The organism is Micromonospora sp. DT68, assembly GCF_049847245.1.
In the GTDB taxonomy this organism is placed as follows: Bacteria; Actinomycetota; Actinomycetes; order Mycobacteriales; family Micromonosporaceae; genus Micromonospora; species Micromonospora profundi.
This window is the reverse complement of record NZ_JBNCNZ010000003.1, coordinates 332,852-357,872: the sequence shown is the minus strand read 5'-3', so window position 1 is coordinate 357,872 and position 25,021 is coordinate 332,852. Positions and strand designations below refer to the sequence as shown.

Annotated in this window: 20 protein-coding genes and 1 pseudogene; 13 read left to right on the top strand and 8 right to left on the bottom strand. The window is 71.4% G+C overall.

What is annotated here, in order from left to right:
* Nucleotide 1: 1 nt before the first annotated feature.
* The 3 genes from ACPXB1_RS07825 (at nt 2) to ACPXB1_RS07815 (ending at nt 4,773) form a co-directional block, all read left to right on the top strand.
* Entirely contained in the window at nt 2-256 is a 255-nt protein-coding gene (locus tag ACPXB1_RS07825; protein WP_355587352.1) for a MoaD/ThiS family protein, read from the top strand.
* A gap of 13 nt (nt 257-269) precedes the next feature.
* Entirely contained in the window at nt 270-1,514 is a 1,245-nt protein-coding gene (locus tag ACPXB1_RS07820) for a metallophosphoesterase (RefSeq protein WP_425734988.1), read from the top strand.
* Between the two features lie 61 nt (nt 1,515-1,575).
* A complete protein-coding gene (locus ACPXB1_RS07815; RefSeq protein WP_425734987.1) occupies nt 1,576-4,773 on the top strand; it encodes a UvrD-helicase domain-containing protein in 3,198 nt (1,065 codons plus the stop codon).
* A gap of 47 nt (nt 4,774-4,820) precedes the next feature.
* Here ACPXB1_RS07815 and ACPXB1_RS07810 read toward each other — a convergent pair whose 3' ends face one another.
* Together ACPXB1_RS07810 and ACPXB1_RS07805 are read right to left on the bottom strand one after the other, a co-directional pair.
* On the bottom strand, nt 4,821-5,450 hold the full coding sequence (locus tag ACPXB1_RS07810; RefSeq protein ID WP_425734986.1) for a prepilin peptidase: 630 nt from the start codon (nt 5,448-5,450) through the stop codon (nt 4,821-4,823).
* A 10-nt stretch (nt 5,451-5,460) separates the two neighbouring features.
* Nucleotides 5,461-6,459, bottom strand: coding sequence for an EamA family transporter (locus ACPXB1_RS07805; protein ID WP_425734985.1), 999 nt, complete (start codon nt 6,457-6,459; stop codon nt 5,461-5,463).
* 473 nt (nt 6,460-6,932) lie between these two features.
* Here ACPXB1_RS07805 and ACPXB1_RS07800 point away from each other — a divergent pair.
* From ACPXB1_RS07800 to ACPXB1_RS07790, 3 genes and pseudogenes are all read left to right on the top strand, one after another.
* Nucleotides 6,933-7,397 (top strand): annotated as a pseudogene (locus ACPXB1_RS07800) (LppU/SCO3897 family protein); the annotation flags it as partial.
* A gap of 419 nt (nt 7,398-7,816) precedes the next feature.
* Nucleotides 7,817-8,239: an LppU/SCO3897 family protein gene (locus tag ACPXB1_RS07795; RefSeq protein WP_425735026.1), complete on the top strand. Its 423-nt coding sequence runs from the start codon at nt 7,817-7,819 to the stop codon at nt 8,237-8,239.
* Between the two features lie 153 nt (nt 8,240-8,392).
* A complete protein-coding gene (locus ACPXB1_RS07790; protein ID WP_355587364.1) occupies nt 8,393-9,634 on the top strand; it encodes an ATP-binding protein in 1,242 nt (413 codons plus the stop codon).
* A gap of 22 nt (nt 9,635-9,656) precedes the next feature.
* Here the strand turns inward: ACPXB1_RS07790 and ACPXB1_RS07785 are convergent, their stop codons facing one another.
* On the bottom strand, nt 9,657-10,205 hold the full coding sequence (locus ACPXB1_RS07785) for a GNAT family N-acetyltransferase (RefSeq protein WP_355587367.1): 549 nt from the start codon (nt 10,203-10,205) through the stop codon (nt 9,657-9,659).
* Nucleotides 10,206-10,342: 137 nt separating this feature from the next.
* Here ACPXB1_RS07785 and ACPXB1_RS07780 point away from each other — a divergent pair, with 137 nt between their 5' ends.
* Together ACPXB1_RS07780 and ACPXB1_RS07775 are read left to right on the top strand one after the other, a co-directional pair.
* The gene (locus ACPXB1_RS07780; protein WP_355587370.1) at nt 10,343-10,891 is read left to right on the top strand and encodes a DoxX family protein; all 549 of its coding nucleotides are present in this window, start codon (nt 10,343-10,345) and stop codon (nt 10,889-10,891) included.
* Between the two features lie 215 nt (nt 10,892-11,106).
* Nucleotides 11,107-12,552, top strand: a complete 1,446-nt coding sequence (locus tag ACPXB1_RS07775) for a glycosyltransferase 87 family protein (RefSeq protein WP_355587373.1) — start codon at nt 11,107-11,109, stop codon at nt 12,550-12,552.
* A 4-nt stretch (nt 12,553-12,556) separates the two neighbouring features.
* Here ACPXB1_RS07775 and ACPXB1_RS07770 read toward each other — a convergent pair whose 3' ends face one another.
* The 5 genes from ACPXB1_RS07770 to ACPXB1_RS07750 form a co-directional block, all read right to left on the bottom strand.
* Nucleotides 12,557-12,985, bottom strand: coding sequence for a molybdenum cofactor biosynthesis protein MoaE (locus ACPXB1_RS07770; RefSeq protein WP_355587376.1), 429 nt, complete (start codon nt 12,983-12,985; stop codon nt 12,557-12,559).
* Nucleotides 12,982-14,238: a molybdopterin molybdotransferase MoeA gene (locus ACPXB1_RS07765; RefSeq protein WP_355587379.1), complete on the bottom strand. Its 1,257-nt coding sequence runs from the start codon at nt 14,236-14,238 to the stop codon at nt 12,982-12,984. Before ACPXB1_RS07765 ends, ACPXB1_RS07770 begins: the two co-directional genes overlap by 4 nt.
* A gap of 61 nt (nt 14,239-14,299) precedes the next feature.
* The gene (locus ACPXB1_RS07760) at nt 14,300-14,770 is read right to left on the bottom strand and encodes a MogA/MoaB family molybdenum cofactor biosynthesis protein (RefSeq protein WP_355587382.1); all 471 of its coding nucleotides are present in this window, start codon (nt 14,768-14,770) and stop codon (nt 14,300-14,302) included.
* Nucleotides 14,767-15,258, bottom strand: a complete 492-nt coding sequence (gene moaC, locus ACPXB1_RS07755) for a cyclic pyranopterin monophosphate synthase MoaC (RefSeq protein WP_377672306.1) — start codon at nt 15,256-15,258, stop codon at nt 14,767-14,769. Before moaC ends, ACPXB1_RS07760 begins: the two co-directional genes overlap by 4 nt.
* A gap of 285 nt (nt 15,259-15,543) precedes the next feature.
* On the bottom strand, nt 15,544-18,597 hold the full coding sequence (locus tag ACPXB1_RS07750) for an AfsR/SARP family transcriptional regulator (RefSeq protein WP_425734984.1): 3,054 nt from the start codon (nt 18,595-18,597) through the stop codon (nt 15,544-15,546).
* Nucleotides 18,598-19,234: 637 nt separating this feature from the next.
* On the opposite strand from ACPXB1_RS07750, the gene ACPXB1_RS07745 reads away from it, so the two are divergent.
* From ACPXB1_RS07745 to ACPXB1_RS07725, 5 genes are all read left to right on the top strand, one after another.
* Complete coding sequence (locus ACPXB1_RS07745) at nt 19,235-21,760, top strand: putative bifunctional diguanylate cyclase/phosphodiesterase (RefSeq protein WP_355587394.1); 2,526 nt, start codon at nt 19,235-19,237, stop codon at nt 21,758-21,760.
* A gap of 80 nt (nt 21,761-21,840) precedes the next feature.
* On the top strand, nt 21,841-23,169 hold the full coding sequence (locus ACPXB1_RS07740; protein WP_355587397.1) for a glycosyltransferase family 87 protein: 1,329 nt from the start codon (nt 21,841-21,843) through the stop codon (nt 23,167-23,169).
* 41 nt (nt 23,170-23,210) lie between these two features.
* The gene (locus ACPXB1_RS07735; protein ID WP_355587400.1) at nt 23,211-23,843 is read left to right on the top strand and encodes a phosphoribosyltransferase; all 633 of its coding nucleotides are present in this window, start codon (nt 23,211-23,213) and stop codon (nt 23,841-23,843) included.
* Nucleotides 23,844-23,862: 19 nt separating this feature from the next.
* Nucleotides 23,863-24,237, top strand: coding sequence for a zf-TFIIB domain-containing protein (locus ACPXB1_RS07730; RefSeq protein ID WP_355587403.1), 375 nt, complete (start codon nt 23,863-23,865; stop codon nt 24,235-24,237).
* A 101-nt stretch (nt 24,238-24,338) separates the two neighbouring features.
* Nucleotides 24,339-25,016, top strand: a complete 678-nt coding sequence (locus tag ACPXB1_RS07725; RefSeq protein ID WP_425734983.1) for a maleylpyruvate isomerase N-terminal domain-containing protein — start codon at nt 24,339-24,341, stop codon at nt 25,014-25,016.
* The last annotated feature ends 5 nt before the right edge of the window (nt 25,017-25,021 follow it).

Below are 25,021 nucleotides of genomic sequence, written 5' to 3'. Positions count from 1 at the left end.
TGTGACCCAGGACCAGCTGACCGTCCGCTACTTCGCCGGCGCGCGTGCCGCCGCCGGGCGCTCCGAGGAGACGACGCCCGCGGGCCGATCGCTCGACGACCTCACCGCTGACCTGGTCCAGCGGCACGGTGATCGGCTCGCCGCCGTCCTGCGGGTCGCCAGTTTCCTCGTGGACGGCGTCACCTGTCATGATCGGCAGGCACCCCTGCCCGGCGGGGCCACGATCGATGTCCTGCCCCCGTTCGCGGGCGGCTGAGGGAGGCGCACGGATGTTGGCGGTACTCGGGTTCGTGACCGTGCTGGCTGTGGTCACCGGCCTCATCCACCTCTACCTGTGGAAGCGGCTGATCCGCGACACCACCGCGCCGGGCCGCTGGCGACGGGTCGGCGGGATCGCCGCCCTTGTGCTGGCGCTGCTCGTGCCGGCCACCATGGCCGGCACGCAGGCCGGTCTCTACTGGCTCGCCTGGCCGGGCTACCTCTGGCTCGCGCTGATGTTCTACCTGCTTGTCGTCCTCGTCGTGCTGGAAGTGCCGATGCTTGTGGCCCGGCTGGCGCTCCGCCGCCGCGTGACCGCCGCCGAGCCGACCACCGCGGCGCCCGAGCCGGTGCTCGTCGGCGCCGCCGGGCCCACCGAGCCGCCGGCCGCCGCCGCCGTGCGGGCACCGGATCACGACCCGGCCCGCCGGCTGCTGCTGGCCCGCGGGGCGGCCATCTTCGCCGGCCTCACCGCCACCGGCATCACCGGGTACGGCATCCGCACGGCCCTCGGCCCGCCACAACTCGACCGGGTGCAGATCCCGCTCGCCAAGCTCCCGCGCAGCATGGACGGCCTGCGCATCGCCACCGTCTCCGACATCCACATCGGCCCGCTGCGTGGCCGTGCGCACACCGAGCGGATCGTGGCCGCGATCAACCGACTCGACGCCGACCTGGTGGCTGTCGTCGGTGACCTGGTCGACGGCTCGGTCGCCGAGTTGGGCTCGGCCGCCGCGCCACTGCGTGACCTGCGTTCGAGGTACGGCAGCTTCTTCGTCACCGGCAACCACGAGTACTACTCGGGGGTGGAGGAGTGGGTCCAGGAGGTGGACCGGCTCGGCCTGCGGGTCATGCAGAACAAGCGGCAGGAGATCCAGGCCCGGGGCGGCGTGCTCGACCTGGCCGGTGTGAACGACCTGTCCGGCACGGGCACCGGCCTCGCTGCTGGCCCGGACTTCGCCGCCGCCCTCGGTGATCGCGATCCGAGCCGCCCGGTGGTGCTGCTCGCGCACCAGCCGGTGGCAGCGAAGGAAGCGGCCCGCTACGGCGTCGACCTGCAACTCTCCGGGCACACCCACGGTGGGCAGATGGTGCCGTTCAACCTCGCCGTCCGTCTGGAACAGCCGGTGGTCAGTGGCCTCGGTGAGGTCGACGGCACCAAGGTCTATGTGACAAACGGCGCCGGTTTCTGGGGTCCGCCGGTGCGGGTCGGCGCCGAACCGCAGATCACCCTTGTCGAGTTGCGCTCGTCATAGCGGACGTCACGTCCGCGCGTGGCGGTAGGCGGTCGGCATGGCGCACGTGACAGGATGCGGCGTGCCCCCGTTCAGCGCCGTACCCCCCGGTGGCTTCCCGCCTTTCGTCGCGGACCTGCACATCCACTCGAAATATTCGCGCGCGTGCAGCCGCGATCTCACGCTGCCGAACCTCGCGTGGTGGGCCCGCCGCAAGGGCATCGCCCTGCTCGGCACCGGCGACTTCACCCATCCCGCCTGGTACGACCACCTGCGGGAGACGCTGCGCCCGGCCGAGCCGGGGCTCTACCGCCTCGACCCGGAGGCGGAACGCGACATCGCCCGCCGGCTGCCGCCGCGCCTCGCCGGCACCGCCGACGCGGACGCCGTCCGGTTCATGCTGAGCGTGGAGATCTCCACCATCTACAAGCGGGACGACCGCACCCGCAAGGTCCACCACCTGATCTACCTGCCGGACCTGGAGGCGGTGGCCCGGTTCAACACCGCGCTGGGGCGGATCGGCAACCTCGGCTCGGACGGCCGGCCGATCCTCGGTCTGGACTCCCGGGACCTGCTGGAGATCACCCTGGAGGCGAGCCCGGACGGCTACCTGGTCCCGGCGCACATCTGGACGCCGTGGTTCTCGGCGCTGGGCTCGAAGTCCGGCTTCGACGCGATCGCCGACTGCTACGCCGACCTGGCCGAGCACATCTTCGCTGTGGAGACCGGGCTCTCCTCCGACCCGGCGATGAACTGGCGGGTCGGCAGCCTGGACGGCTACCAACTGGTCTCCAACTCCGATGCGCACTCCCCACCGGCGCTGGGCCGCGAGGCGACGGTGCTGGCGGCCGAACGGGACTACTTCGCCATCCGGGAGGCGCTGCGGACCGGCGACGGTCTCGCCGGCACCATCGAGTTCTTCCCCGAGGAGGGCAAGTACCACGCGGACGGGCACCGGCTGTGTGGGGTCAACTGGTCCCCGGAGCGCACCCGGGCGGCCGACGGGCGCTGCCCCGAGTGCGGCAAGCCGCTCACAGTGGGCGTCCTCAGCCGCATCGAGGAGTTGGCCGACCGCCCGGACGGGCACCGACCGGCACACGCCCGCGACGTTACCCACCTGGTGCCGCTCGCCGAGATCCTCGGTGAGATCAACAAGGTGGGCGCGCGTTCGAAGAAGGTGGAGGGGCGGCTCAACGAGTTGCTCGCAGCGCTCGGCCCCGAACTGGAGATCCTCACCACCACTCCGTTGCCGGACATCGCCCAGGCCGGTGGCGAGTTGCTCGCGGAGGGCATCGGTCGACTGCGGCGCGGCGACGTACGCCGGGTGCCCGGTTACGACGGCGAGTACGGCGTCATCACCCTCTTCGATCCGGCGGAGCTGGGAACGGGTGCCGGCGCGGCACAGGAGACGCTGTTCGACGTACCCGTGCCGGCTCAGCGGCGGCCCACGGAGCCGGCAGCCCGCTCGGCGGCCAAGCGCCCGGCGGCGGCGAAGGCGGAGCCGAAACGGAAGGCTCCGGCACCGCCTCCTGCTCCGCCGATCGCGTCGCCGCCCTCGCCGCACGAGCCGTTCGAACCGATGCTCGCGGGGATGGAGGAGGTAGGCACCGGTCTGCTGGACCGGCTGGACGCGATGCAGCGGGTTGCCGCGTCCGCGCCCGGCGGTCCGCTGCTCATCGTGGCCGGACCGGGCACCGGAAAGACCCGTACGCTCACCCACCGGATCGCGTACCTCTGCGCGGAGCTGAACGTCTTTCCCGAGCACTGCCTGGCCATCACCTTCACCCGGCGGGCGGCCGAGGAGCTGCGGCACCGCCTCGACAGCCTGCTCGGCCCGGTCGCCGAGGACGTCACAGTGGGTACGTTCCACGCGCTGGGGCTGACCATCCTGCGGGAGAACGCCGAGGCTGCGGGCCTGCCGGCCGGCTTCCGGATCGCCGACGACGGCGAGCGCGCGGCGGCCCGGTCGGAGGCCGGTGACGACCTGGCCGGCTACGTCGCGCTGCTGCGTAAGCAGGACCTGGTCGACCTGGACGAGCTGGTGAGCCTGCCGGTGGAGCTGCTGCGGGCCGACCGGAAGCTTGTCGAGCGGTACCGGGACCGCTGGCGGTGGATCTTCGTCGACGAGTACCAGGACGTCGACGCGGTGCAGTACGAGCTGCTGCGGCTGCTCAGCCCCGCCGACGGCAACCTGTGCGCGATCGGCGACCCGGACCAGGCGATCTACTCGTTCCGGGGCGCCGACGTCGGCTACTTCCTGCGCTTCTCGGAGGACTTCACCGACGCCCGGCTGGTCCGGCTCAACCGCAACTACCGCTCTTCGGCGCCCATCCTTGCCGCCGCCGTGCAGGCCATCGCGCCGTCCTCGCTGGTGCGTGGCCGGCGACTGGACCCGGCCCGACTCGACCCGGAGGCGCCGCTCGTCGGCCGCTACCCGGCGGCGTCGGTCGCCGAGGAAGCCGACTTCGTGGTCCGTACCGTCGACGAACTGGTCGGCGGGCTGTCCCACCGCTCGCTGGACTCGGGCCGGATCGACGGCCGGTCCACCACCCTGTCGTTCTCCGACATCGCCGTGCTGTACCGCACCGACGCGCAGGCCGCCCCGATCGTGGACGCCCTGGCCCGGGCCAACATCCCGGTGCAGAAGCGCTCGCACGACAGGCTGCGGGACCGACCCGGGGTGGCAGCCATCGCCCGCGAGTTGCGGCACGCCGACGGGTTGGCCGGTTCGCTCGCCGCCCGGGTGCGCTTGGCCGGCCAGGTCGTCGCTGAACGGTTCGCGGTGCCCACCCTCGACGGCGCCGCCAGCACGGTACGCCCCGAGGACGTCCGCGCGGCCGTGGACCTGCTGACCCCACTGGCTCGCCGCTGCGGCGACGACCTGGAGATGTTCCTGTCGCAGTTGGCCACGGGCGCCGAGGTGGATGCCCTCGACCCGCGCGCCGAGGCGGTCACGCTGCTGACCCTGCACGCCGCGAAGGGCCTGGAGTTCCCTGTGGTGTTCCTGGTCGGTGCCGAAGACGGGCTGCTGCCGCTGCGCTGGCCCGGCTCGACACCCGACGAGGACGCGGTCGCCGAGGAACGCCGGCTCTTCTTCGTCGGCCTTACCCGCGCCCAGGACCGCCTGTACGTCAGCCACGCCGCCCGCCGCACCCGGCACGGTGTGGAGCGCGACTGCGTACCGTCACCGTTCCTCGGGTCCATCGACCCGGGCCTGTTCGAACGGTTCGGCGAGACCGAGCCGCGCCGCCCGAAGGACCGCCAGCTCCGCCTGATCTGACGCCTGGCGTGCCGGCTGCGCGGCAGGGCTCGACCGGTGCGGCGGCGTCAATGCATCATCGTGGCGAGCCAGGCGCCCGCGAGCAGTGCCGGGCCGAGCGGCAGCAGCGTGCCCCGGCGGACCCGCCGCGCGGCGAGCAGGCCGAGCACCACGGCACCGTGCAGCAGGTGCGGCAGGAACAGCCCGGCCAGCAGAGCATCCCGGCCGAGCCAGCCGAGCGGCAGGCCGAGTACGCCAGCGAGCTTCACGTCCCCGAAGCCCAGCCGGGAGCCGGGCAGCACGGCCAGCAGCACGTGCGCCGCGCCGGCGACCGCCGCGCCGACCAACGCACCGATCAGCCGCCCGGGGGTGCCGGTCAGCAACGCAGCGCTGGTCAGGCCACCGAGGGCCACCGCACCGGCGGCGAGAACCAGCGGGTCGGGCAGCCGCAGGCAGGCCAGGTCGACAAGGGCCAGCACCAGCCCCACCGCCGCCACCGCGAGGAAGACCGGCAGCGCCGGGTCGTCACCGAGCGCGGCGGCAAGCCCGACGAACACGGCCGCCGCGAGCGGCGGACTGAGCCAGGCCCAGACACGCCGAGAGGGCGGCACGGTCGTGAAGCGCCACGCAACCAGGGGTACGACGCCACCGACAACCGCACCCAGCGACGCGACAGGCACCAGCGCGGCGGCCGACATGGACCGGAGGCTACCGCCGGTCGCCCGCTGGCGTGGCCCCCGATCGTGTAGCCGCGCTCTTGCGTCGAGGCCGTTCGGTGCTCACCACCAGAGCCACCCCGGCGACGAGGACGGCACCACCGAGCAGCACCTGCCCGGTGATCGGCTCGGCCACCAGCAGCGCACCCAGCGCCACCGCGACCGCCGGGTTCACATAGGCGTACGTCGAGACGAGCGAGATGGGTGCGTTGTGCAGCAGCCACACGTACGCAGTGAAGGCCACAAGCGAGCCGGCCACCATGAGGTAGACGAGTGCCAGCCAGGATCGGGTGCTTACCGACGCCGGATGGAAGTCGCGCAGCTCGCCCCGGAGGGCGGCGACGACGGCCAGCGCCACAGCGCCTGCGACCATCTCGTACACGGTGGCCACGAACGGGTCGGTGGGCATCCGGATCCGTCCCGACAGGAACGACCCGATCGACCAGGCGGTGGCCGCTGCCACCACTGTCAGCGCCCCGACCAGCGGCACCGCGTCCGTGCCGCCGCTGGGCAGCACCAGCAGGACCAGACCGGCGAAGCCCAGCGTGACCCCGGCGAACGTCCAGAGCGGTGGCCGGTCCCCGGTCGCGGAGCGCAGCAGCACGACGAGCAGCGGCACTGTCGCCACAAGCAGCGCGGCGATCCCCGAGGGCACCGCCACCCCGGGCGGCCCGGATTCGGCGAGCACCACCAGGCCGTTGCCGCCGGTGAGCAGGAGGACTCCGATAAGCGCGGCGGAGCCGAGTTGCCGCCGGTCCACCCGGAGGGCACCGGGCCCTCGGCGCAGTCGCAGCACCACCGCCAGCACCAGGGCGGCGGCGGCGAAACGCCCGGCGGCCGAGAGCAGCGGGGGAAGCGTCTCCACTGTGACCCGGATGGCCAGGTAGGTGGAGCCCCACAACAGGTAGACCACGATCAACGCGGTCCAGATCAGGGCCGGTGCGGCATCGGCGCGGCGGCCTGGTGCGGCACTCGGTGGGGATGAGGTCATCGGTGGACCACGCTACGGTGACTTCGAAGTCGGCGTCGTCCATTGGTGGCCGGCCTCTCACCAGCCTGGAGGGCGGCATGACGAACTACGGACCACCGGGTGGCGGCGTCGGGGGCCCGTGGCGTGGGCAGCGACCCGACGACACACCCGAACAGCGGGCTCGCCAGCCCTACCCACCTGCGGCGGAGTCCTACCCACCGGTGCCGCAGGGACCGCCGAGGTCCTACGGCGACGGTTCGTACGGCAGCGGCCCAGGGGTGCCCTACGGCGCCGAACGCGGGGCGCCCTATGGCGGCGGTCCCGGAACGCCCTACGGCGGCGAGAGCGGCGGGACGGCGTACGGAGGCGGCAACCCGGCGCCCTACGAGTCGGGCGCGCCCTACGGTGGCGCGTACCGGCCTGCCGAGGCGAGCCCGGCGTACGGCGGGGAGCCGTACCAGCCCGCCGGTGACCCGTACGGCGGCGATCCCTCGCCCGCACCGGGTAGGCGTGGCCGGGGGCCGCTGATCGCGGTTCTGGGCGTCGTGCTGCTGCTCGTGGCCGGCGGTGGCGCGTACTGGTTCCTGCGCGGTTCGGACGACCCGGCCACTGTTGCCACCCCGACTGCTTCGGCTGCCGCCGGGGAGCCCGACGCGGACGTGCCCGCCCCGACCGATCCGCCGCCGAGCGCCGCGGCACCCGAGTCGTCTGCCGATCCGCGGTTCGCCAAGGTCGGCCAGTGCGTACGCAACGAGGGGCCTGCGGGCGGCAAACCGAAGCTGCTGATCAGCGACTGCGCGCCGAAGTCGTACGAGGTGCTGCGCCGCATCGATGGCGCGACAAGCGGTGAGCGCGACGCCGAGGCCAAGTGCGCCAAGGTCGAGGGCTACACCAACTGGTACTTCTTCGACAGCGAGTTGGACACCCTCGACTTCGTCCTCTGCCTCAAGCAGCGCTGAACCCACAGATTCCGGGGGATGACATGACGACCTACGGCCCGCCGCCCGACGAGGACCCGACCCGACAGCAGTGGGGCCCGCCGTCCGGCGGCGAGCCACCGACCGTACCCCGGTGGGAGCCCTCGCCCGGCGCGGAGCCGCCACCGGCCGCCTGGGGCCCTGCGCCGACCTCGGACGCGGGTCCTCCGACCCCGAGTTCCGGCGCCGGCCAGCCGCCGCCCGGCCCGTTCCCGCCCGCCGGCCCGCCTCCGGGCCAGTTCCCGCCTCCGGGCCAGTTCCCACCGGCCGTCGCTCCTCCGGGCCAGGCGGGTCCGTTCCCGCCCGCCGGCCCGACTCCGGGCCCGTGGGGGCCGCCGGCGCCCGGTGGGTACGGGATGCCGCCGGCCCCGCCCGCGAACAGGACCGGCCGGAAGGTCGCCCTGATCGTGGCGCTCGTGGCGCTGCTCGTGCTCTGCCCCTGTCTGGGTCTGGCCGGCTGGGCGGTCTGGAATGCCACCGACGGCGGTAACGAGGCAGCGCCAGCGCCGTCGGCGAGCGTTTCCGTCGTTCCGCCTGCGCTGCCCAGCGACGCGCCGAGCCCGGCCGATCCGTCACCGGCCGAGCCGTCGCCGGACAGGGAGGAGTTCGCCAGGGGCGACTGCGTGGTCAACGACGGCACCGAGGCCAATGCGGATCTGCGCAAGGTGCCGTGTGGGCCGGACACCTACCAGGTGCTGCTGCGGATTCCGGCGACTACCGACGGGGACCGGTGCAAGACGCTTGCGCCGCAGGCCACCGCCAACTACGTGCACGACAACACTGTCGACCTGTTCGACTACGTGCTCTGCCTGAAGAAGCGCTAGGCGATTGACAAAACTAGGGCTGTCTAGCGTGGACGCTAGACAGCCCTAGTTTTTTGTCGACGGCCCTGACTCCTGTCGGCGGCCCCGACACGCCGGTAGCTCCGTCTATCCATGTCTAGCCTGGCAGCTAGACGGGCCGATACTCTGCGATGCGTGGATCCGGTCCGCAACCCCTACGCCCCGGGCGCAGGCCAGCGCCCGCCCGAACTCGCCGGGCGGGGGCGGGAGCTCGACGTCTTCGACATCGTGCTGGAACGCATCGCCAGGGGCCGCCCTGAACGCAGCCTGATGCTCACCGGGCTTCGCGGCGTCGGCAAGACCGTCCTGCTCAACACTCTGCGGTCGCAGGCGATCAACCACCTCTGGGGCAGCGGCAAGATCGAGGCACGTCCGGACCAGTCACTGCGCCGCCCCGTCGCCGCCGCGCTGCACATGGCGGTCCGCGAACTCGCGCCCCGGCACCGCGCGCCCGACCGGATCGATGCCTTCCTCGGCGTCCTCAAGGCGTTCGCCCAGCGGTCCGCACCGGTCGGGCGCGCCGGGGCGTCCCCGAAGCTGCGCGACAGGTGGCAACCCGGCATCGACGTTCCCGCCGCAAGCGGTCGGGCCGACTCCGGCGACATCGAAATCGACCTCGTCGAACTGCTCAGCGACGCCGCCGCAGTGGCCAGCGACGTGGGCACCGGCATCGCCATCTTCATCGACGAAATGCAGGACCTCGGTCCGGAGGACGTGTCGGCGCTCTGCGCCGCCTGCCACGAGCTGTCCCAGATCGGTGCGCCACTGATCGTCGTCGGCGCCGGGCTTCCGCACCTGCCGGCCGTGCTCAGCGCCGCGAAGTCATACTCCGAGCGGCTCTTCCGCTACCAGCGCATCGACCGCCTCGACCGGATCGCCGCCGACCAGGCGCTCTGCGCGCCGGCCGAGCGCGAAGAAGTGGAGTACGAGCAGAAAGCGCTCGATCTGCTCTACGAGAAGTCCGGCGGATACCCCTACTTCGTGCAGGCGTACGGGAAGGCGACCTGGGATCACGCGCCGCGCTCCCCGATCACCGCCGCCGACGTCCGGGTCGCCGCCCCGGAAGCGGAGGCCGAACTTGCAGTCGGCTTCTTCGGCTCCCGGTTCGAGCGGGCCACCCCGGCCGAACGCGAGTACATGCGGGCGATGGCCACGCTGTCCCTGGTGGACGGCGAGTCCAGCGGTGTCACGCGCGACGACATGGACGCCGCGGTGCCCACCGCGGAGATCGCCCGCGCGCTCAGCCGCAAGCCAGCCAGCCTCTCACCGGCCCGGGACGCGCTGATCAAGAAGGGGCTCATCTACTCCGGTGAGCGCGGCACCGTGGCCTTCACCGTCCCGCACTTCGGCCGGTACCTGCGTACCCAGCCGGCCTGACAGCACCGGGGCGCATCCGACGTCAGACCTTGGACCAGGGCGCCGGGAAGAGCACCTCACCTCGCGGTGGTGGTGCCTCGCCGCTCGTCGACGGCGGCAGGACAAGCGCCTGCCACGGCTCGCCGAGCCCGGACCACGGGCTTGTCAGGCCCAGATCGACGGCCGGCCCGAAGCCGAACCGCCGGTAGAAGGCCGGGGCGCCGAGCACCACCACCGTCCGCTCACCCAACTCGGTGGCCGCGTCCAGCGCGGCCTGCACCACCGCCGTGCCATGCCCCACCCGCTGGCGGTGGGGTGCGACGCCCACCGGCCCCAGCGCCAGGGCGAGGGCGTCGCCGCCCCGGTCCGGGCGCACCCGTACGCGGGTGAGCAGCGCGTACCCGACGACCTCACCGCCGTGCTCCGCGACCATGGCGAGCTCCGGCAGCCACGCCTCGGTGCCCCGCAGCTCGTCGACCAGGGCGACCTCCGGCGGTGTCGACACGTCCGGTCTGGCGAACGCGCCTGCCAGCACCCGACGCACCGACCCGGCGTCGGCCGGACCCTCGGGTCGGAGGCGCAGCGTCGTCACCCGCGCGACGTTACCCGTCGTGGCCGGTCCATCAGCGACTGTCGCTCAAATCGGCGTGGCGCGCGGCGTCCACGTCCACCGATCCGGATCCGGCGGTTGGCAGGGTAGCGAACGCCGCGACGGGGTATGACTGATCCATGACGCCCGTACGCTCCCTCGCCCGTGCAATGTTGAGCGGCATCTTCGTCGTCAGCGGATACCGCAACCTCCGTGCTCCGGAGCGGCTCGCCCAGAAGGCCGCGCCGGTGACCGAGCGGGCGACGCCGCTGCTGAAGAAGGTGCACCCCAACTTCCCGACCGAGACCGAGCAGCTGATCCGCATGAACGCGGCGGTGCAGCTCGGCGCCGGGCTGATGCTCGCCACCGGACGGCTGACGCGGCCCGCCGCGCTGGTCCTCGCCGGCACGCTCGTGCCGACGACCCTCGCCGGGCATCCTTTCTGGAACCAGGATGACGAACAATCCCTGCGTGACACGAACAAGGTTCACTTTCTGAAGAACATCGGTCTCCTCGGCGGTCTACTGCTCGCCGCAGCCGACACCGAGGGCAAGCCGGGTCTGCGGTGGCGCACCGGCCACCGCATCGGTCACTCTCGACGTTCCGTGGAGCGAGCCGTCCGTACGGCCAAGCGGGAGGCCCGGATCGCCGTCCGGTCCGCCGCGACCGCCCGACGCCTACCCGGCTGACCTGCGTCGATCTACCTCTCCGCTGCCTCCCACCCCCGCTAAGGCCGCGAATTACCTGAACCACCCGCTAGGCGTTAACGCGGTGGAAATGTCAAAAACATGTGTGGGATCGGACACGGTCGCATAACGCGGGAGGCACTGACGTGAGGCGCCGTTCTAGGCTCCGTGCAGGACCTGGACGGGTAGGACGACCTTGGTACGGGGGTGGCCACGCCATGCCGACGATTGTCGGTAGACGGGCGGACCGCCTCGCCCCAGTTCAACGCGTGATGCGTGGGATCGATCGCAGGAACGTCGTACGGGGTGCCATCGTGGCCGCCGTCGCCTATGCCGCATGGCTTGCCATCGGCGAGTTCGGGCGGCCGTACAACTTCTTCGACATGAAGATCTACCACGGCGCGGTGGTGTGGTGGGCGAGCGGTCACGAGCTCTACGAGTTCATCGCGCCCGGCACCACGCTCGGCTTCACCTACCCACCGTTCGCCGGGCTCGTCATGCTGCCGATGGCGCAGCTTCCGATCGCCGGCGCCGGCATGGTCAACGCGCTCGCCAGCATCGCCGCGTTGGCGCTGATCCTGGCCGGGCTGCTCCGACCCATCGTGGACCGGCTGGGCTGGCCCCTCTGGTTCACAGTGGCGGTGGCGGTGCCACTCGCCGTCGCCATCGAGCCGGGCCGGGAGACCCTCGGCTACGGCCAGGTGAACATCCTGCTGTTCGCCCTGATCATGGCCGACCTCATCGGGCTTCGGTGGCGCTCACGCCGGGGCACCCACTACGCCGCGACCGACGGCCCCCTGCTGCGCTTCGTCTACAGCGGTGCCTGGGCCGGTGCCGGCATCGGGCTGGCCACCGCCGTCAAGCTCACTCCGGCGCTGTTCATCGCCTACCTGCTGATCACCCGTCAGTGGCGGGTGGCGGCCACCGCGATCGGCACCACAATCGGCGTCACAGTGGCGAGCTTCGGCATCGTCGGCGACGAGTCACGGGCGTACTTCGGCAGCGTGTTGTGGCAGACCGAACGGGTCGGCGCGGCCGACATGACGCCCAACCAGTCGCTCGCCGGCCTGCTGGCCCGGTTGTACGACTCGATCGAGACTCCGGGGCTGCTCTGGTTCGCCTTCTCGGTGCTGATCCTGGCGCTCGGTCTGTCACGGGCGGCCAGTTCCCGCGCCGACGGTGACGAGTTGACGGCGTTCACTCTGGTCGGCCTCACCGCAAATGTGATCAGCCCGATCTCCTGGACGCACCACCTGGTCTGGGTGATCCCGGCGATCATCGTGCTGGCCGACGCGGCGGTCCGCCGCCGGGAGGCGAGTCGGAGCGTGGCGCAGCGCAGCAGCCAGGGTCCGGCTTTCGGCGGACTGACCGGGCTCAACAGCCTCCGCCCACCGATCTGGTACCCCACACTGACCGGGCTGCGGCACGGCGTCGCGGCGGTCGGGCTCTACCTGCTCTTCCTGGTCTCCCCGATCTGGCCGTACGAGCACCAACTGCCGGAGGAGTCGCACTACCAGGACGGCCTGTTCGGCGCGCTCATGGAGAACTCGCTGGCTCTCGCGCTGATCGTGCTCGTTGCTGCCCTGCCGTGGCGGCCCGGCGCCGAGCCGGCGTTCTACGGGGAACGCCTCAACCGCGCCGCGCTCGTCAACGGTCGCCGCTGAACCGTCAGGGGCAGTTGACCCATTCCTCGGTGCCGTCGGCGAAGACCTGACGCTTCCAGATCGGCAACCGGGCCTTGGCCTCGTCGACGAGCCGTGCGCAGGCCGCGAAGGCGGCCGCGCGGTGCGCGGTGCTCACCGCGGCGACCAACGCCACGTCACCGATCGCCAGCGGGCCGACCCGGTGCGAGACCGCCACCGCGTAGACGTCGGGATCGGCGGCGATCTCGGCGGCAACGTCACGCAACACCTGGGCGGCGCTCGGGTGCCCTTCGTATTCCAGGCTCACCACCGGGCGCCCGTGGTCGTGGTCGCGGACCACGCCCTGAAAGGAGACGACCGCCCCGGCCCGCCGGTCGGCGACCGCCGCCTCGTGCGCGGCGAGGTCGAGCGGCTGGTCGGTGACCTCACCGAAAGTGATCACCGGTGCGGTCACGACGCCCACTCCCCAGGCAGCAGCGGCAGCGGCACGATCGGCACCCTGTCACCCGGCTCGCCGCTGGTGTCGGGCCGGATGACGGCGAAACCGTCGGCACCGGCGAGCCCTCGCAGCATCGCCGAACCGACGTGCCGCACCGGATGGGCGGTGCCGGCAGCACGGTCCAACCGGGCCAGCGCAAGGTGTGTGTGATTGCCCCGGCCGGGCACCGCCTCAGCCAACGTGGCCTGCGGCAACACCGGCATCGAGCGGCCCTGGAGCCCGGCGAGCAGCGGGGCGACGAGCGACACCAACGCGACGATCGCCGACTGGGGGTTGCCGGGCAGACCGGCGACGAACCGGACCCGACCGTCGTGGCCGGCCAGCCGTGCCAGCAGCATCGGGAAGCCCGGCCGGACCGCCACGGTGTTGACCACGTAGTCGGCGCCCAGCGCCTCCAGGGCCGGGTGCAGGTGGTCGACCGGGCCGTGCATCGTGCCGCCGGTCGTGCAGACCAGGTCGGCGTTTGCAAGCGCCGAGCGCAGCGCCGCCACGTGCGCGGGCAACGTGTCGGCCACCGGACCCACCACGTCGGACGGGCGGACCTGGCAGCCGTACCGCCGCAGCCACGACGGGACCGCCGGTCCCAGCGCGTCGCGTACCCGACCCGCCGAGGGCGGGCCCGCGGTGAGCAATTCGTCGCCGAAGACAAGCAGCGCGGCCCGCGGCGCCCGCCGGACGCGCAGCGTGTCGTGCCCGCAGGAGGCGGCCAGGCCGATCACCGCCGGGTCGACAGGCGTGCCGACCGGCAGAAGCTCCTCGTCGGCGTACGCCTCCTCGCCCGGCTGCCGCCACTCCGGCGTCTGCCGGGGAGTGCCGCTGACCAGGCCATTCGTGACCGTGGACTCCTCGACGCGCAGCACGGCCGTGGCGCCCTCGGGCACCATGGCCCCGGTCGCGATCTCGACTGTCGTGCCGTCGTCCCCGAGCGGGGCGGGAGTGTTGCCGGCCAGCACCCGGCCGACGACGCGCCACGGCCCGTCGCCCCGCACAGCCCAGCCGTCCACGCTGGAGGTGGGAAAGGCGGGCAGGTCGGTGCGGGTGGTCAACGGCTCGGCCAGGGTCAGACCGTCGGTGTCGACAAGTGGCCGGGCGACGGCGGGGAGCGCGGCGGACAGGCCGACCGCGTACACCCGGGCCCGTGCCTCCTCCCACCCGGCCGGCGGGGGCGCGACGATCCGGTCCGCGGTTGGTGCGGTTTCCGTGCTCACCGGTCGAGCCTATCGGGGCGGACGGCACCGCACCTCCGGTGCCTGCACCCCCGGTGCCCGGTCAATGGTCGCCCCCGCGAAGTTGATCGACTGTGTGCCCGAGGATCGGCCCGAGCACGGCCAGCCCGTCGCGGGCGCCACCGGTCGAGCCCGGCAGGTTGACCACCAGCATCCGGCCCGCCACCCCCGCCAGCCCGCGGGACAGCACCGCGGTCGGCACCCGGTCGCGGCTGTGCGCGCGGATGGCCTCGGCGATGCCGGGGATCTCGTAATCCAGCAGGCCGCGGGTCACGTCCGGCGTGCGATCCGACGGAGTGACGCCGGTGCCACCGCTGGTCAAGACCACGTCGACGCCGTCGTCGAGAGCATCTTCCAGAGCCCTGCCGACCGGCTCACCGTCAGGCACCACCACCGGGTCGTCGACCTGACAGCCCAGCTCACGCAGGCCGGCGACGAGCAGCGGCCCACTGGTGTCGGCGTAGACGCCGGCAGCAGCCCGGTTGGACGCGACGATCACCCGCGCCCGGATCACGGCCGGTCCTCCGGCCGGACCCACTCGCCGGTCTTGCCGCCCTCTTTGCGCAGCACCCGGACCGCCTCCACCGAGGCCGCCGGATCGACAGCCTTGACCATGTCGACAAGGGCGAGACCAGCGACAGCCACCGCGGTGAGCGCCTCCATCTCGACGCCGGTCCGGTCCGCCGTGCGGGCGGTGGCGGTGATCTCCACCGTGTCGGCGGTCAGCCGCAGGTCGACTGTGACACCGTGCAGGGCGATCGGATGGCAGAGCGGGATCAGCTCCGGAGTGCGCTTGGCGCCCATGATCCCGGCCAACCGCCCGACCGCCAGCGCGTCGCCCTTGGGCAACCCGTCACGGTGCAACAGGTCGACAACCTCGGGCGTCGTCCGCAGGCGGCCCGCCGCCACGGCCAACCGGCCGGTCACCGGCTTGGCGGAGACGTCGACCATGCGGGCCGCGCCGGCGCGATCGACGTGGCTGAGCTGCGCGGGTTCGGTCACGGCGTGAGCCTATCGGTGCGGTACGACGTGAAGGTGCTCGGAAGGAGCGGCGGCCCGTTCACGTCGCCGGGTGCGTCAGCGCGCTCGCGGGATCGCCGCCCCTTCCTCACCGACCCGCCGCCGAGGCCACTGGGGAAACCTGGCAGCAGGCGTCGTGTCGACGACCCGGTTCTGCCCCAGGGGCAGAACCTCCCCCGTCCGCCGATACGCGGCAGAAGCTACCGAGGCTGGCGATAAGAAATCGATAAGCGCTGTCTGCGCAGCTCAGCGCCCTGCTTTGGTGGTCTACGTCTCGGCAAGGCGGCGCTCGGCTTCGAGGCGCTCCGGCACACCCATCCGCCGGAAGATCGCCAGCGCCCGCTCCCAGTGTCGCCGGGCCTCGGCCGAATCGATGCCGGCGAAGTGCTCGGCCAACCCGGCCAGAGCCCGTCCCTGCTCGTACGGGTGCGCGATCCGGGTCGCCAACCGCAGTGCCGCCTCGTGCATCCCGGCCGCCTCTCCGTCCCGCCCCTGCGCCCGCAGGGTGCGCCCGAGGTCGTTCAACGCCGCCGCCTCGACGTGCCGTTCCCCTGAGGCGATCGACAGCCTTCGGGCGACCTCGTGTTCATGCTGGGCGTCGACCAGTCGACCAAGACCGCGGTAGGCAATGCCGAGGTCGTTGTGCACCTCCGCCTCGGCATACCGGTGGCCGGTGCGGTCGCGCAGGGCCAGGGAGGCCACGAGGATCCGGGCCGCCTGACGAAAGTCGCCCATACGGATTCGTACGGTGCCGATGTGGCTGAGCGCGTTCAGCAGATGGAATTCGTCGGAGTTCGTCCGCGCCCAGGCCAGGTGGCGACGATGAAGCTGCAACGCTTCCTTATGGCGCCCCAGCGCCATGAGTGCCAAGCCGAGGTTCGGCAACAGGATCGGGACCCCGAGATTGCCGTACACCTTGTAGTCACGCAGGCACTCAAAGCCAAGCTCCACAGACTCGGTGAGTTGACCGCTCCACCAGTAAATCGCGGCGAGGTTGGCGCGGTAGCGCGCCGCGCTCAACACGTCCCGGGAGTCGCGGGAGAGAGCAACCGAGCGGGTCAGATGATCGAGCGCCTTGCGGTTGTCGCCGGTTCGCACGTAGGCGGAAGCCAGGTAGTTGTTCACCATCGCCATCGCATCGACATCACCCGCTGCCTCTACTGCCGCCAGCGCAGCAGTGTGGGTCAGGATGATGTCCTCGTAGTAACCGCGGATGTAGCAGAATCTCCAAAGGCTCCGCGCAAGTTGCCACGTGTGCCGATAGAAGCCCGCCTCGTGTGCTGACCGCACCATCGTCACCAGTTCCGTCCGCTCAGTCTCCAACCATTCAGCGGTCGACTCTCCGAGGGCCTCGGCCAGTTCGGGATGTCCGGACCAGACGTGGGTGACCTGGGCTCTGACGACACCGGGCTCCAGCAGGTCGGCGACCCTGAGGGCCGCCTCCAGCACGAAGTCGAACAGCCGGCCCAGCCCAAGCCTCCGGTCGCTCGGGGAGTCGGTGCGAACGCACAGCTCGACGGAGTACTGGCGCATGAGGTCGTGCAGCCCGTACCGCGTGGAGTCCAGGTCCTCCACCAGGTTCCGATCGACAAGGCCATCGAGCGCCGCATGAGCCTCCGTCACCGTCAGGCCGGTCAGGGCGGCGACGGCCGACGGGCTGAGCCGCTTACCGGGGTACAGACCGAGGAACCGGAAGACTCGCCTGGTCGGCTCCGGCAAAGGTTCGTACGAGGCGGCGAAGGCTTTGGCGACAGTGCTCTCCTCCTGCGCCAGGTGGTGCAGCGCAGGCGCGCCAGCGGTCATCTGCTCGGCGAGATCCGCCAACCGCCAGTTGCGTCGGTGGGCCAGCCTCGCGCCGGCGAGTCGGATCGCCAGGGGAAGGTGGCCGCATTGCCGGACCACCTCGGCGGCCGCCTCCGGCTCGGCGTCGACCCGAGCCCGACCAACAGTGAGCGCGAGGAGGTCGACGCTCTCTTCGGGGTTCATGACCGGCAGCGTCTGCGAAGGGGCGACGTCCGGGTGGGCAAGTCGCCGCCGCGAAGTCACAAGCACAACGGCGGTCGGGTCGGTCGGCAGGAGTGGCAGAATCTGCTCGCTGCTCGCGGCGTTGTCGAGGACGATCACAGACCTCCGGCGAGCGAGTTCCCGTCGCCACAACTCCACCTTGGCCTCGAACTCGACCGGAACCTGCTCGACCGGCACCTCAAGTTGACGAAGCAGGGTGACCAGGGCGGTCGCTGGCTCCACCCGATTCTTCTCGCCATGCCCGCACAGGTCGATGAACAGCACGGCATCCGGATACCGGGCGGACAACCGACGGGCCAAGTGGACGGCGAGGGTCGTCTTCCCGCTACCAGCCATCCCGTCGATGATGTGCACGGTGGGCACTCGTTCCTCGACGCGCCGTGTCTCCGCCAGCAACCGCGCCAGCACGTCTTCCCGCCCGACGAAGTCGGCGACCGCCCGGGGCAGATGATCCACCGGCTTGAGCTGGCGCGTCTGTTCAGTTGCCGCTGCACCCGCCGCGTCGCGCATGGCCCATGCGGGGCGTCCTGGTTGGGCGACCGCGACCGGCGTCGGGACTGGGATGGCGATCCTGCGGTGCAGTTCCTCGATGTCGCCCCCTGGGGCCACCCCCAGGTCCGCGCTCAGCCGTGCCCGGATCTCGTCGTACGCGACGAGCGCCCCAGCATGATCGCCACGCTCATACAACGCCCGCATCAGGAGGGCGTAGGCCGGTTCGCGGAGCGGATGGCGGGCCACCACCTCCCGCAACAGCGGAATCGCCAGGTCATCCCGGCCGGCGCGGAGCTGGACATCGGCCAGGAGTTCCGTGGCCAACAGGCGCTCGTCTTCGGCAGCCACGGTTCGGGCGGTCAGGACTGGCCCGAGCGGGATGCCTGCCAGCATCGGGCCCTGCCACCTCGTCACCGCGCGACCGAGCAGCACCCGAGCCTCGTCCAGGTGGCCGGCGGTCAGGGCTTCCCGACCAGCGCTCCGCTCCGCCTCGAAGCAAAAGATGTCTATCAGCTCCGGCGGTACGTCGAGCCGATAGCCGTTCCGCTGCCGCACGATGATCCCTCGGCCCGACGGGCAAGCCTCGAAAGCCCGGCGCAGATTCGCGGCATAGCTGAGAACATTCGCGACCGCTGATCGCGGTGGGCAATCGTTCCATAACTCATCGACAAGCTCGGACACTGTCACCAGTTGGCCCGGCTGAACTGCGAGCATTGCGAAGATGGCTTGCTGTTTCGGCGTACCTAGGCGCAACGTGCGGGCAGGGACTTGCACCGAAAGGCCACCCAGAACCTGAATCTCCACCCCGTCCCCGCTCCAGCCATCGCCGGTATTCAGTCAATCACGCAACGAAGTTGACGACTTGGGCCTTGGACGCCTCGCCGCTCGCGCATGGAGCCACGGGTCGTCGACCTCAGGATCTACCTAGGAGACGCCGATTGCCTACCCACTACGGCAGCATGCCAGCAGCAAGTTGCACCGCTCGTCCCCAGCCGGACGCCCCGACTGTGCCAACTTTGCCCAACCCGCCCTTACGCCCAGCCAAACTTCGGATGAGGGATCTGCCGTAACTCACCCAGACTCAGGGGGAATAGCACGTCCATAACTTGAACGGATAGCGTCCGCAGTTGTCGCCTGACCCCGGATCCAGCACCCGCAGACCGACCGCACTCCGTTTAGCGGCGATGGACAGAACGTGATAAATAAGCCTCAGCTTGACTAATGTTGCGCATACCGACATTTATTACTTCTATGCTGCCCTTACTCCTCTTAAGCTGCCTTTCGTAGGAAGACCCCATGGGGTAGGTCATCCAACGGCACGGCTGAAGAGAGGGGCATCCCGATGCGTGGCACCGACTGGAACTGAAAACTCGGCCCGGGAACTTCTGAGGCCCGAGGGGTAGGCTGCGAACACGGTGGAAGCAGTCCTTCGGGAGCGGGCGTGACCCTTCCTCAGCGACGAGAGATCGAGACCGATCGGCGGCTGTTGCTGCTCGTCGGTCTCATCGTCGTTGTGGCCGGAACCATCGTCGTCACATCGCTTTCAGCCGCGCTGAGTTCAGCAAAGCCTGCGACGGTGAACGACGCGGCGAAGCTCGTCATGATCACCCTCGTGATCGCGCTGGGGACCCTGGTCAAGGCCCGGGTGCGGATCCGGTCGACGACCCAGTCGATCAGTTGGAACGATACGGCGATCATCGTCGGCGTAGCCATTGCTCCGACCTCGGTCGTGGTGCTCTGCACTGCGGTCGGGATTGCTCTCGCTTCAATTCGCCTCTCGCCGATGAAGCTGGCATTCGGCATCGGAAAGAACGTGATCGTGGCCTGGGGTGCCGGCACGGCACTGGCGATGACGACGTGGACCTGGCCCCCGGCGGGCACCGCGTCCCTCATCGTGCCGTTGGCCCTCGCCTACATGGTCGCCGCCCTACTGGACGATCTGCTCGCCATCCCGGTCATCGCGCTGGCGTCCGGGACCAAGATCGCGAAGCAGTTTCGGAGCAATCTCGACCTCCGGCTCGGCGGCTTCGCCGTGCGTTTCGTTGTCGCGGCCTGCACGCTACTCGTCCTTCGGATAGACCCTCGCCTTCTGCTTGCCGTCCCACCTCTGGTCCTGAGCTTGCACCTGGCCTACTCCGCGCGCATCCGGGGCCGCACCGAGCAGCAGGCGTGGCAGCGCCTCGCCCGCACCACCGACGCCCTCAACGTCGTCGACCTCGACAAGGTCCTCACCACCGCCGTCACCCAGGCGGCCGAGTTGTTCTCCGCCGACGAGGTCGAGATCGAGCTGCGCGACGGCGGTCGTACCGTCCGGGGCGGCACCGGCGGCATCACCTTCGACGCCGCGACCGGTACGCCCACCGAAGTGGACGGCACCGTCGTCCCCGCGCCGCTGGAAGGTCATGACCGTTCCGTCGACGTCGGCATGCTGCGGCTGCGTTTCCGGGGCCCGGTGCAGCTCTCCGAGCGGGAGCAGTACACGCTGCGTACCTTCGCTTCCGCCCTCTGCACCGCCGTCCGGAATGCCCAGGCGTACGCCGAACTGGCCCGGGTGGCCGACGAACACGCGTACGCGGCCTCGCACGACGCGCTTACCGGCCTGGCCAACCGTCGGCACCTGCTCGATCAGGGCACCGAACAGTTGACCACCCGGCACGCCGACGGGGTGACCGCGCTGGTGTTGATCGACCTCAACCACTTCAAGGAGGTCAACGACACGCTCGGGCACGCCGCCGGGGACCAGGTGCTGGTGCAGGTCGCCGATCGGCTGCGCAACGCCGCCCAGGGCAGTGACCTGGTGGCGCGTCTCGGCGGCGACGAGTTCGCCGTACTCCTGCGCGGGCTGCCGGCCCCCGCGATCGCCGCGCACCGGGCGGAGACGCTGCTCGCGGCGTTGCACGAGCCGTTCGATCTGGACGGCATGCGGATCAGCGTCGAGGCCAGCGGTGGGATCTCCGTCGCCCCGGCCAGCGGCGGCATGGCCGAGTTGCTGCGCCGCGCCGACGTCGCGATGTACCAGGCCAAGCGGGCCGGGCAGCGCATCTCCACGTACGCCCCGACCCGGGACACCGCCGACCTGGGCCGTCTCACCCTCGGCGGCGAATTGCCACGGGCCGTCGCCGACCACGAGTTCATCGTCAACTTCCAACCCATCGTCGATCTGGGCACCGGCGAGGTGACGAGCGCGGAGGCGTTGGCCCGCTGGCACCACCCCACGCACGGCCTGATCGATCCGCTGCGTTTCCTGGAGGCGGTGGAGCGCTCCGGCCTGCTGCCGGCGTTCGCCGAGGCGATCCTCGATCAGGCGCTGATCGCCGCGACCAACTGGCGGGACGCCGGCTTCGACATACCGGTCGCGGTGAACGTGTCTCCGCGCAGCCTGCTGGACGCGCGGTTCCCGGGCTCGGTGCTGGCCCGCCTGCGCACCCACGACCTGCCACCGGACCGGCTGGTGCTGGAGTTGACCGAGACGTTGACGCTCAGTCAGCTCGACGTGGTGGACCGGGTGTTGAGCCGGCTACGCGACGAGGGCGTCCGGCTGGCGCTTGACGACTTCGGCACCGGTTACTCCTCGCTCTCCCTGCTCTCCCGCATCCCGGTCCACGAGTTGAAGATCGACCGCAGTTTCGTGACGACGATGGAGAGTTCGGCGGAGGCCGCTGCCGTTATCCGCTCCACCCTCGACCTGGGCCGGAGCCTCAACCTGGACGTGGTCGCCGAGGGCGTCGAGAGCGAGCCGCAGCGACGCGCCCTCTGGGAGCTCGGTTGCGTCGCCGGCCAGGGCCATCTGTTCGCCCGGCCGATGCCCGCCGGCACGCTGCTCGCCACCTTGCAGCGGGGTTCGGGTGGCCGGCCCGGGGCTCTGGCGCCGCCGCTGCACGACACCGGCGCGGTGATCCGGCTGACGCAGTCCCGCCGTCCGGGCGGCCGATCCCGCCCTGACCAGCTTCCCCACCTGCCGGCCTGACGGTCGCGCAGAACCCCCCGGAAGGTCCCGCGGCGACGCGGACAACCGGGTGAGCAGCGAGGTCTGCCAGACTGACGCCCGTGATCGCCGAAGCCCCGACCGCCCGCCAACGTCGCTGGCGCACGCTCGACAACGCCGCCGGCGGGCTCGCCCTCGACCTCGGCCTCTACACCGCTTCGGCCCTCTTCGCAGCGATCACAGCAGTCACCTCGACCCTGCTGCCGCATCGGGCCTGGGGTGCGGTCGCCGCCGTGGGATACCTGGTCGCGGCCCTTGCGGTGGTCGCCCAACTTCTCCTGCGTCGACGCATCCCGACATCCCGGCTGGTCGGCCTGCCGGCCCGCTGGGCGGTCACCGGGCTCACCTGGGCCAGCACCGCTCTGCTGCCCGTCATCTGGCAGAGCTTCGAGCGGGCCACCGGCCGCACCGACCGGGCGCAGGAGGAGGTGCTGGTCGTGGAACAGGCAGGCACCCGCCTGCTCGACCACGGCACCCCGTACCTGGGGCGCGACGCGATCGCCGCCCTGCCGCTGGGCGAGCAACTCCTCGGCTACACCCCCTACCAGCCGGGAATGGCGATCTTCGGCCTGCCCCGGGCGCTGCTGGACAGCCCCTGGACCGACTCCCGGATGTGGTTCGCGGTCGCCACCGCGCTGGCACTCGCCCTGGCCGTGAACGCCCTGCGCACCTCGACACCCACCGCCGGAGATCACCCGCGAGGCGCCGCGCTGCTGCGGGGCGTACAGGCCGCCACCGTCCTGCCGGTCTGCGCACTCACCCTCGCCACCGGCGGCGACGACCTCCCCGTACTCGCCCTCTGCCTCCTTGCCCTCGCGTTCGCCGCCGCCGACCGGCCCGGCCGGGCCGGAATCGCTGTCGGCCTTGCCGGCGCGCTGAAGCTGTTCGCCTGGCCGATCGCCCTCGTCCTGATCATCTGGGGCCTGACCCGGCGTGCCGGCGGCCGGGTCGCCGCAGGCGCTGTCGGACTGCCCGTCGCAGCCCTGCTCCCGGCCCTGCTGGTCGACCGCGACGCGCTCATCGAGAACGTGCTGCGCTTCCCCCTCGGCCACGGCCTGGTCACCAGCCCTGCCCAGTCCCCGTTCCCCGGCTACCTGATCGCCTCCGCGCTGCCCGCCGGCCGGTTGGTCGCCGCCGCGCTGCTCGTCGCGGCCGGCCTGGCAATCGCCGTCCGGCTCGCCCGCCGCCCGCCCCGCACTGCCGTCTCCGCCGCGCTGATCTGCGGGTACGGGCTGCTCGCCGCGATCGTCCTGATGCCGTCCACCCGGTTCGGCTACCTGCTGTACCCGCTGGCACTGCTCGCCTGGGCACCCGCACTGCACCGCCCGGCAATCACCGAACCGACCGCACCGGCACCCGGGCACCTGTCCGGTCGGGCCACATCGGTGTAACTGGCGGGCAGAACGACGCCGCAGGGCGTAGACCTGAAGGCATGACCACGTACCGCGACCGCGACGACGCGGGCCGGGTGCTCGCCGACCGACTCACCGCACTCGTCGGCGACCCGGACGTCGTCGTCCTCGGCCTGGTCCGGGGCGGCGTGCCGGTGGCCCGGGTCGTCGCCGAACGCCTCGGCGCGCCCCTGGACGTACTCGTCGTCCGCAAGCTCGGCATGCCCTGGGCACGGGAGGTCGCCTTCGGCGCGGTCGGCCCGGGTGGCGTGCAGGTGCTCAACGACGTGGTGGCGAGCCGGCTCAGCAGCGACGACATAGCCGAGGTCAACCACCGCGAACTGGCCGAGTTGGAACGTCGGGAACGGCTCTACCGGGGCAACCGCCCACCGTTGGACCTCACCGACCGGACCGCCGTGATCGTCGACGACGGGCTGGCCACCGGCGCGACCGCGCGGGCCGCCGTCGAGGTCGTCCGCCGGCTCGGCGCCCGCCGGGTGGTGGTCGCCGTTCCAGTCGGCGCGCAGGAGGCGTACGAGCTGCTGGCAGCCGAGGCCGATCAGGTCGTCTGCGCCCAACGCCCGCCGGAGTTCGGAGCGGTGAGCGTCTACTACGACGACTTCCACGAGGTCTCCGACGACGAGGTCACCGAGGCGCTCACAGCAACCGCATAGCTAAAGCGGGTACCGTCTGGTGATGAGCCTGACCTGTCCCAAGTGTCACGGAGAAATGCGTCAGTACGAGCGCAGCGGCGTCGTCATCGACCAGTGCGGGGAGTGCCGGGGCATCTTCCTCGACCGCGGCGAGTTGGAGAAGCTGTTCGAGGCGGAGGCCAACTGGAGCCGCCAGCAGGCCGGTGGCCCGCCGCCGCCTCCCGCCCAGCAGCCCGGCGGCTACCCGCCGCCGCACGCCCCAGCGCAGCACCAGCCCGGGTACGGCTCCGTGCCGCCGCCCCCGCCCCCGCCCGGCTACCCGCAGGCGCCGGTCTACGGTCAGCAGCACCACGGCTACCACGGGCACTACAAGCGCAAGAAGCGCAAGGGCTTCCTCGACGAGATGTTCGGCTGAGCCCGACCGACACCTCCTGCCCGGGCCGGTCCACGCGTCGGCCCGGGCACTGACCCCGTCGATGGTTGGCGGGTGGTGCGGCACGTGCGAGGCTGCATCGCATGACCGCGATCCCGCAGGCCGAGGCGCTGGCTCAGGCGTACGACGGCATCACCGCCGTGGTCGACGGCCTGGACGACGCGGGCCTGCAACGACCCACCCGCTGCCGGGGTTGGCTCGTCGCGGATCTGCTGCTGCACGTCCTCGGTGACGCACAGCGCGCCCTGGTCGCCCTGGCCAGCCCCGCCGCCGGTCCCGCCGACAGCGACGACGTGAGCTACTGGCGTGACTTTCCCGCCGACGGTGCTGACGCGTCCCGGCACGCCTGGTGGGTTCGACGATCGGCTGCCGCGTTCGACCGTCCGACCGGAATCGTCAGGCTCTGGACCGAGACCGCCCCGGCAGCCGTCCGCGCCGCCGCGTCAGCCGACCCCGAGGGGTACGTGAGCACCCAGGGCCACGTGCTGCGCGTGCCGGATTTCCTCGCCACCCTCACCACCGAGGCAGTCGTCCACCACCTCGACCTGACACCCGACCTGCCCGGCGCCCCGCCGCCCGGTCCACTGGCCGTACGCGTCGCAGTGGCCACCATGGACGGCCTTCTCAGCGACGACACGGTACGCCCGACCGCCTGGGACGATCACGATTTCCTGCTGAAGGCGACCGGGCGGCTTCCGCTCACCGACCGGGACCGGCTGGAGCTGGGCGAGTCGGCGGGCTGGTTTCCGTTGCTCAGTTGACAGTC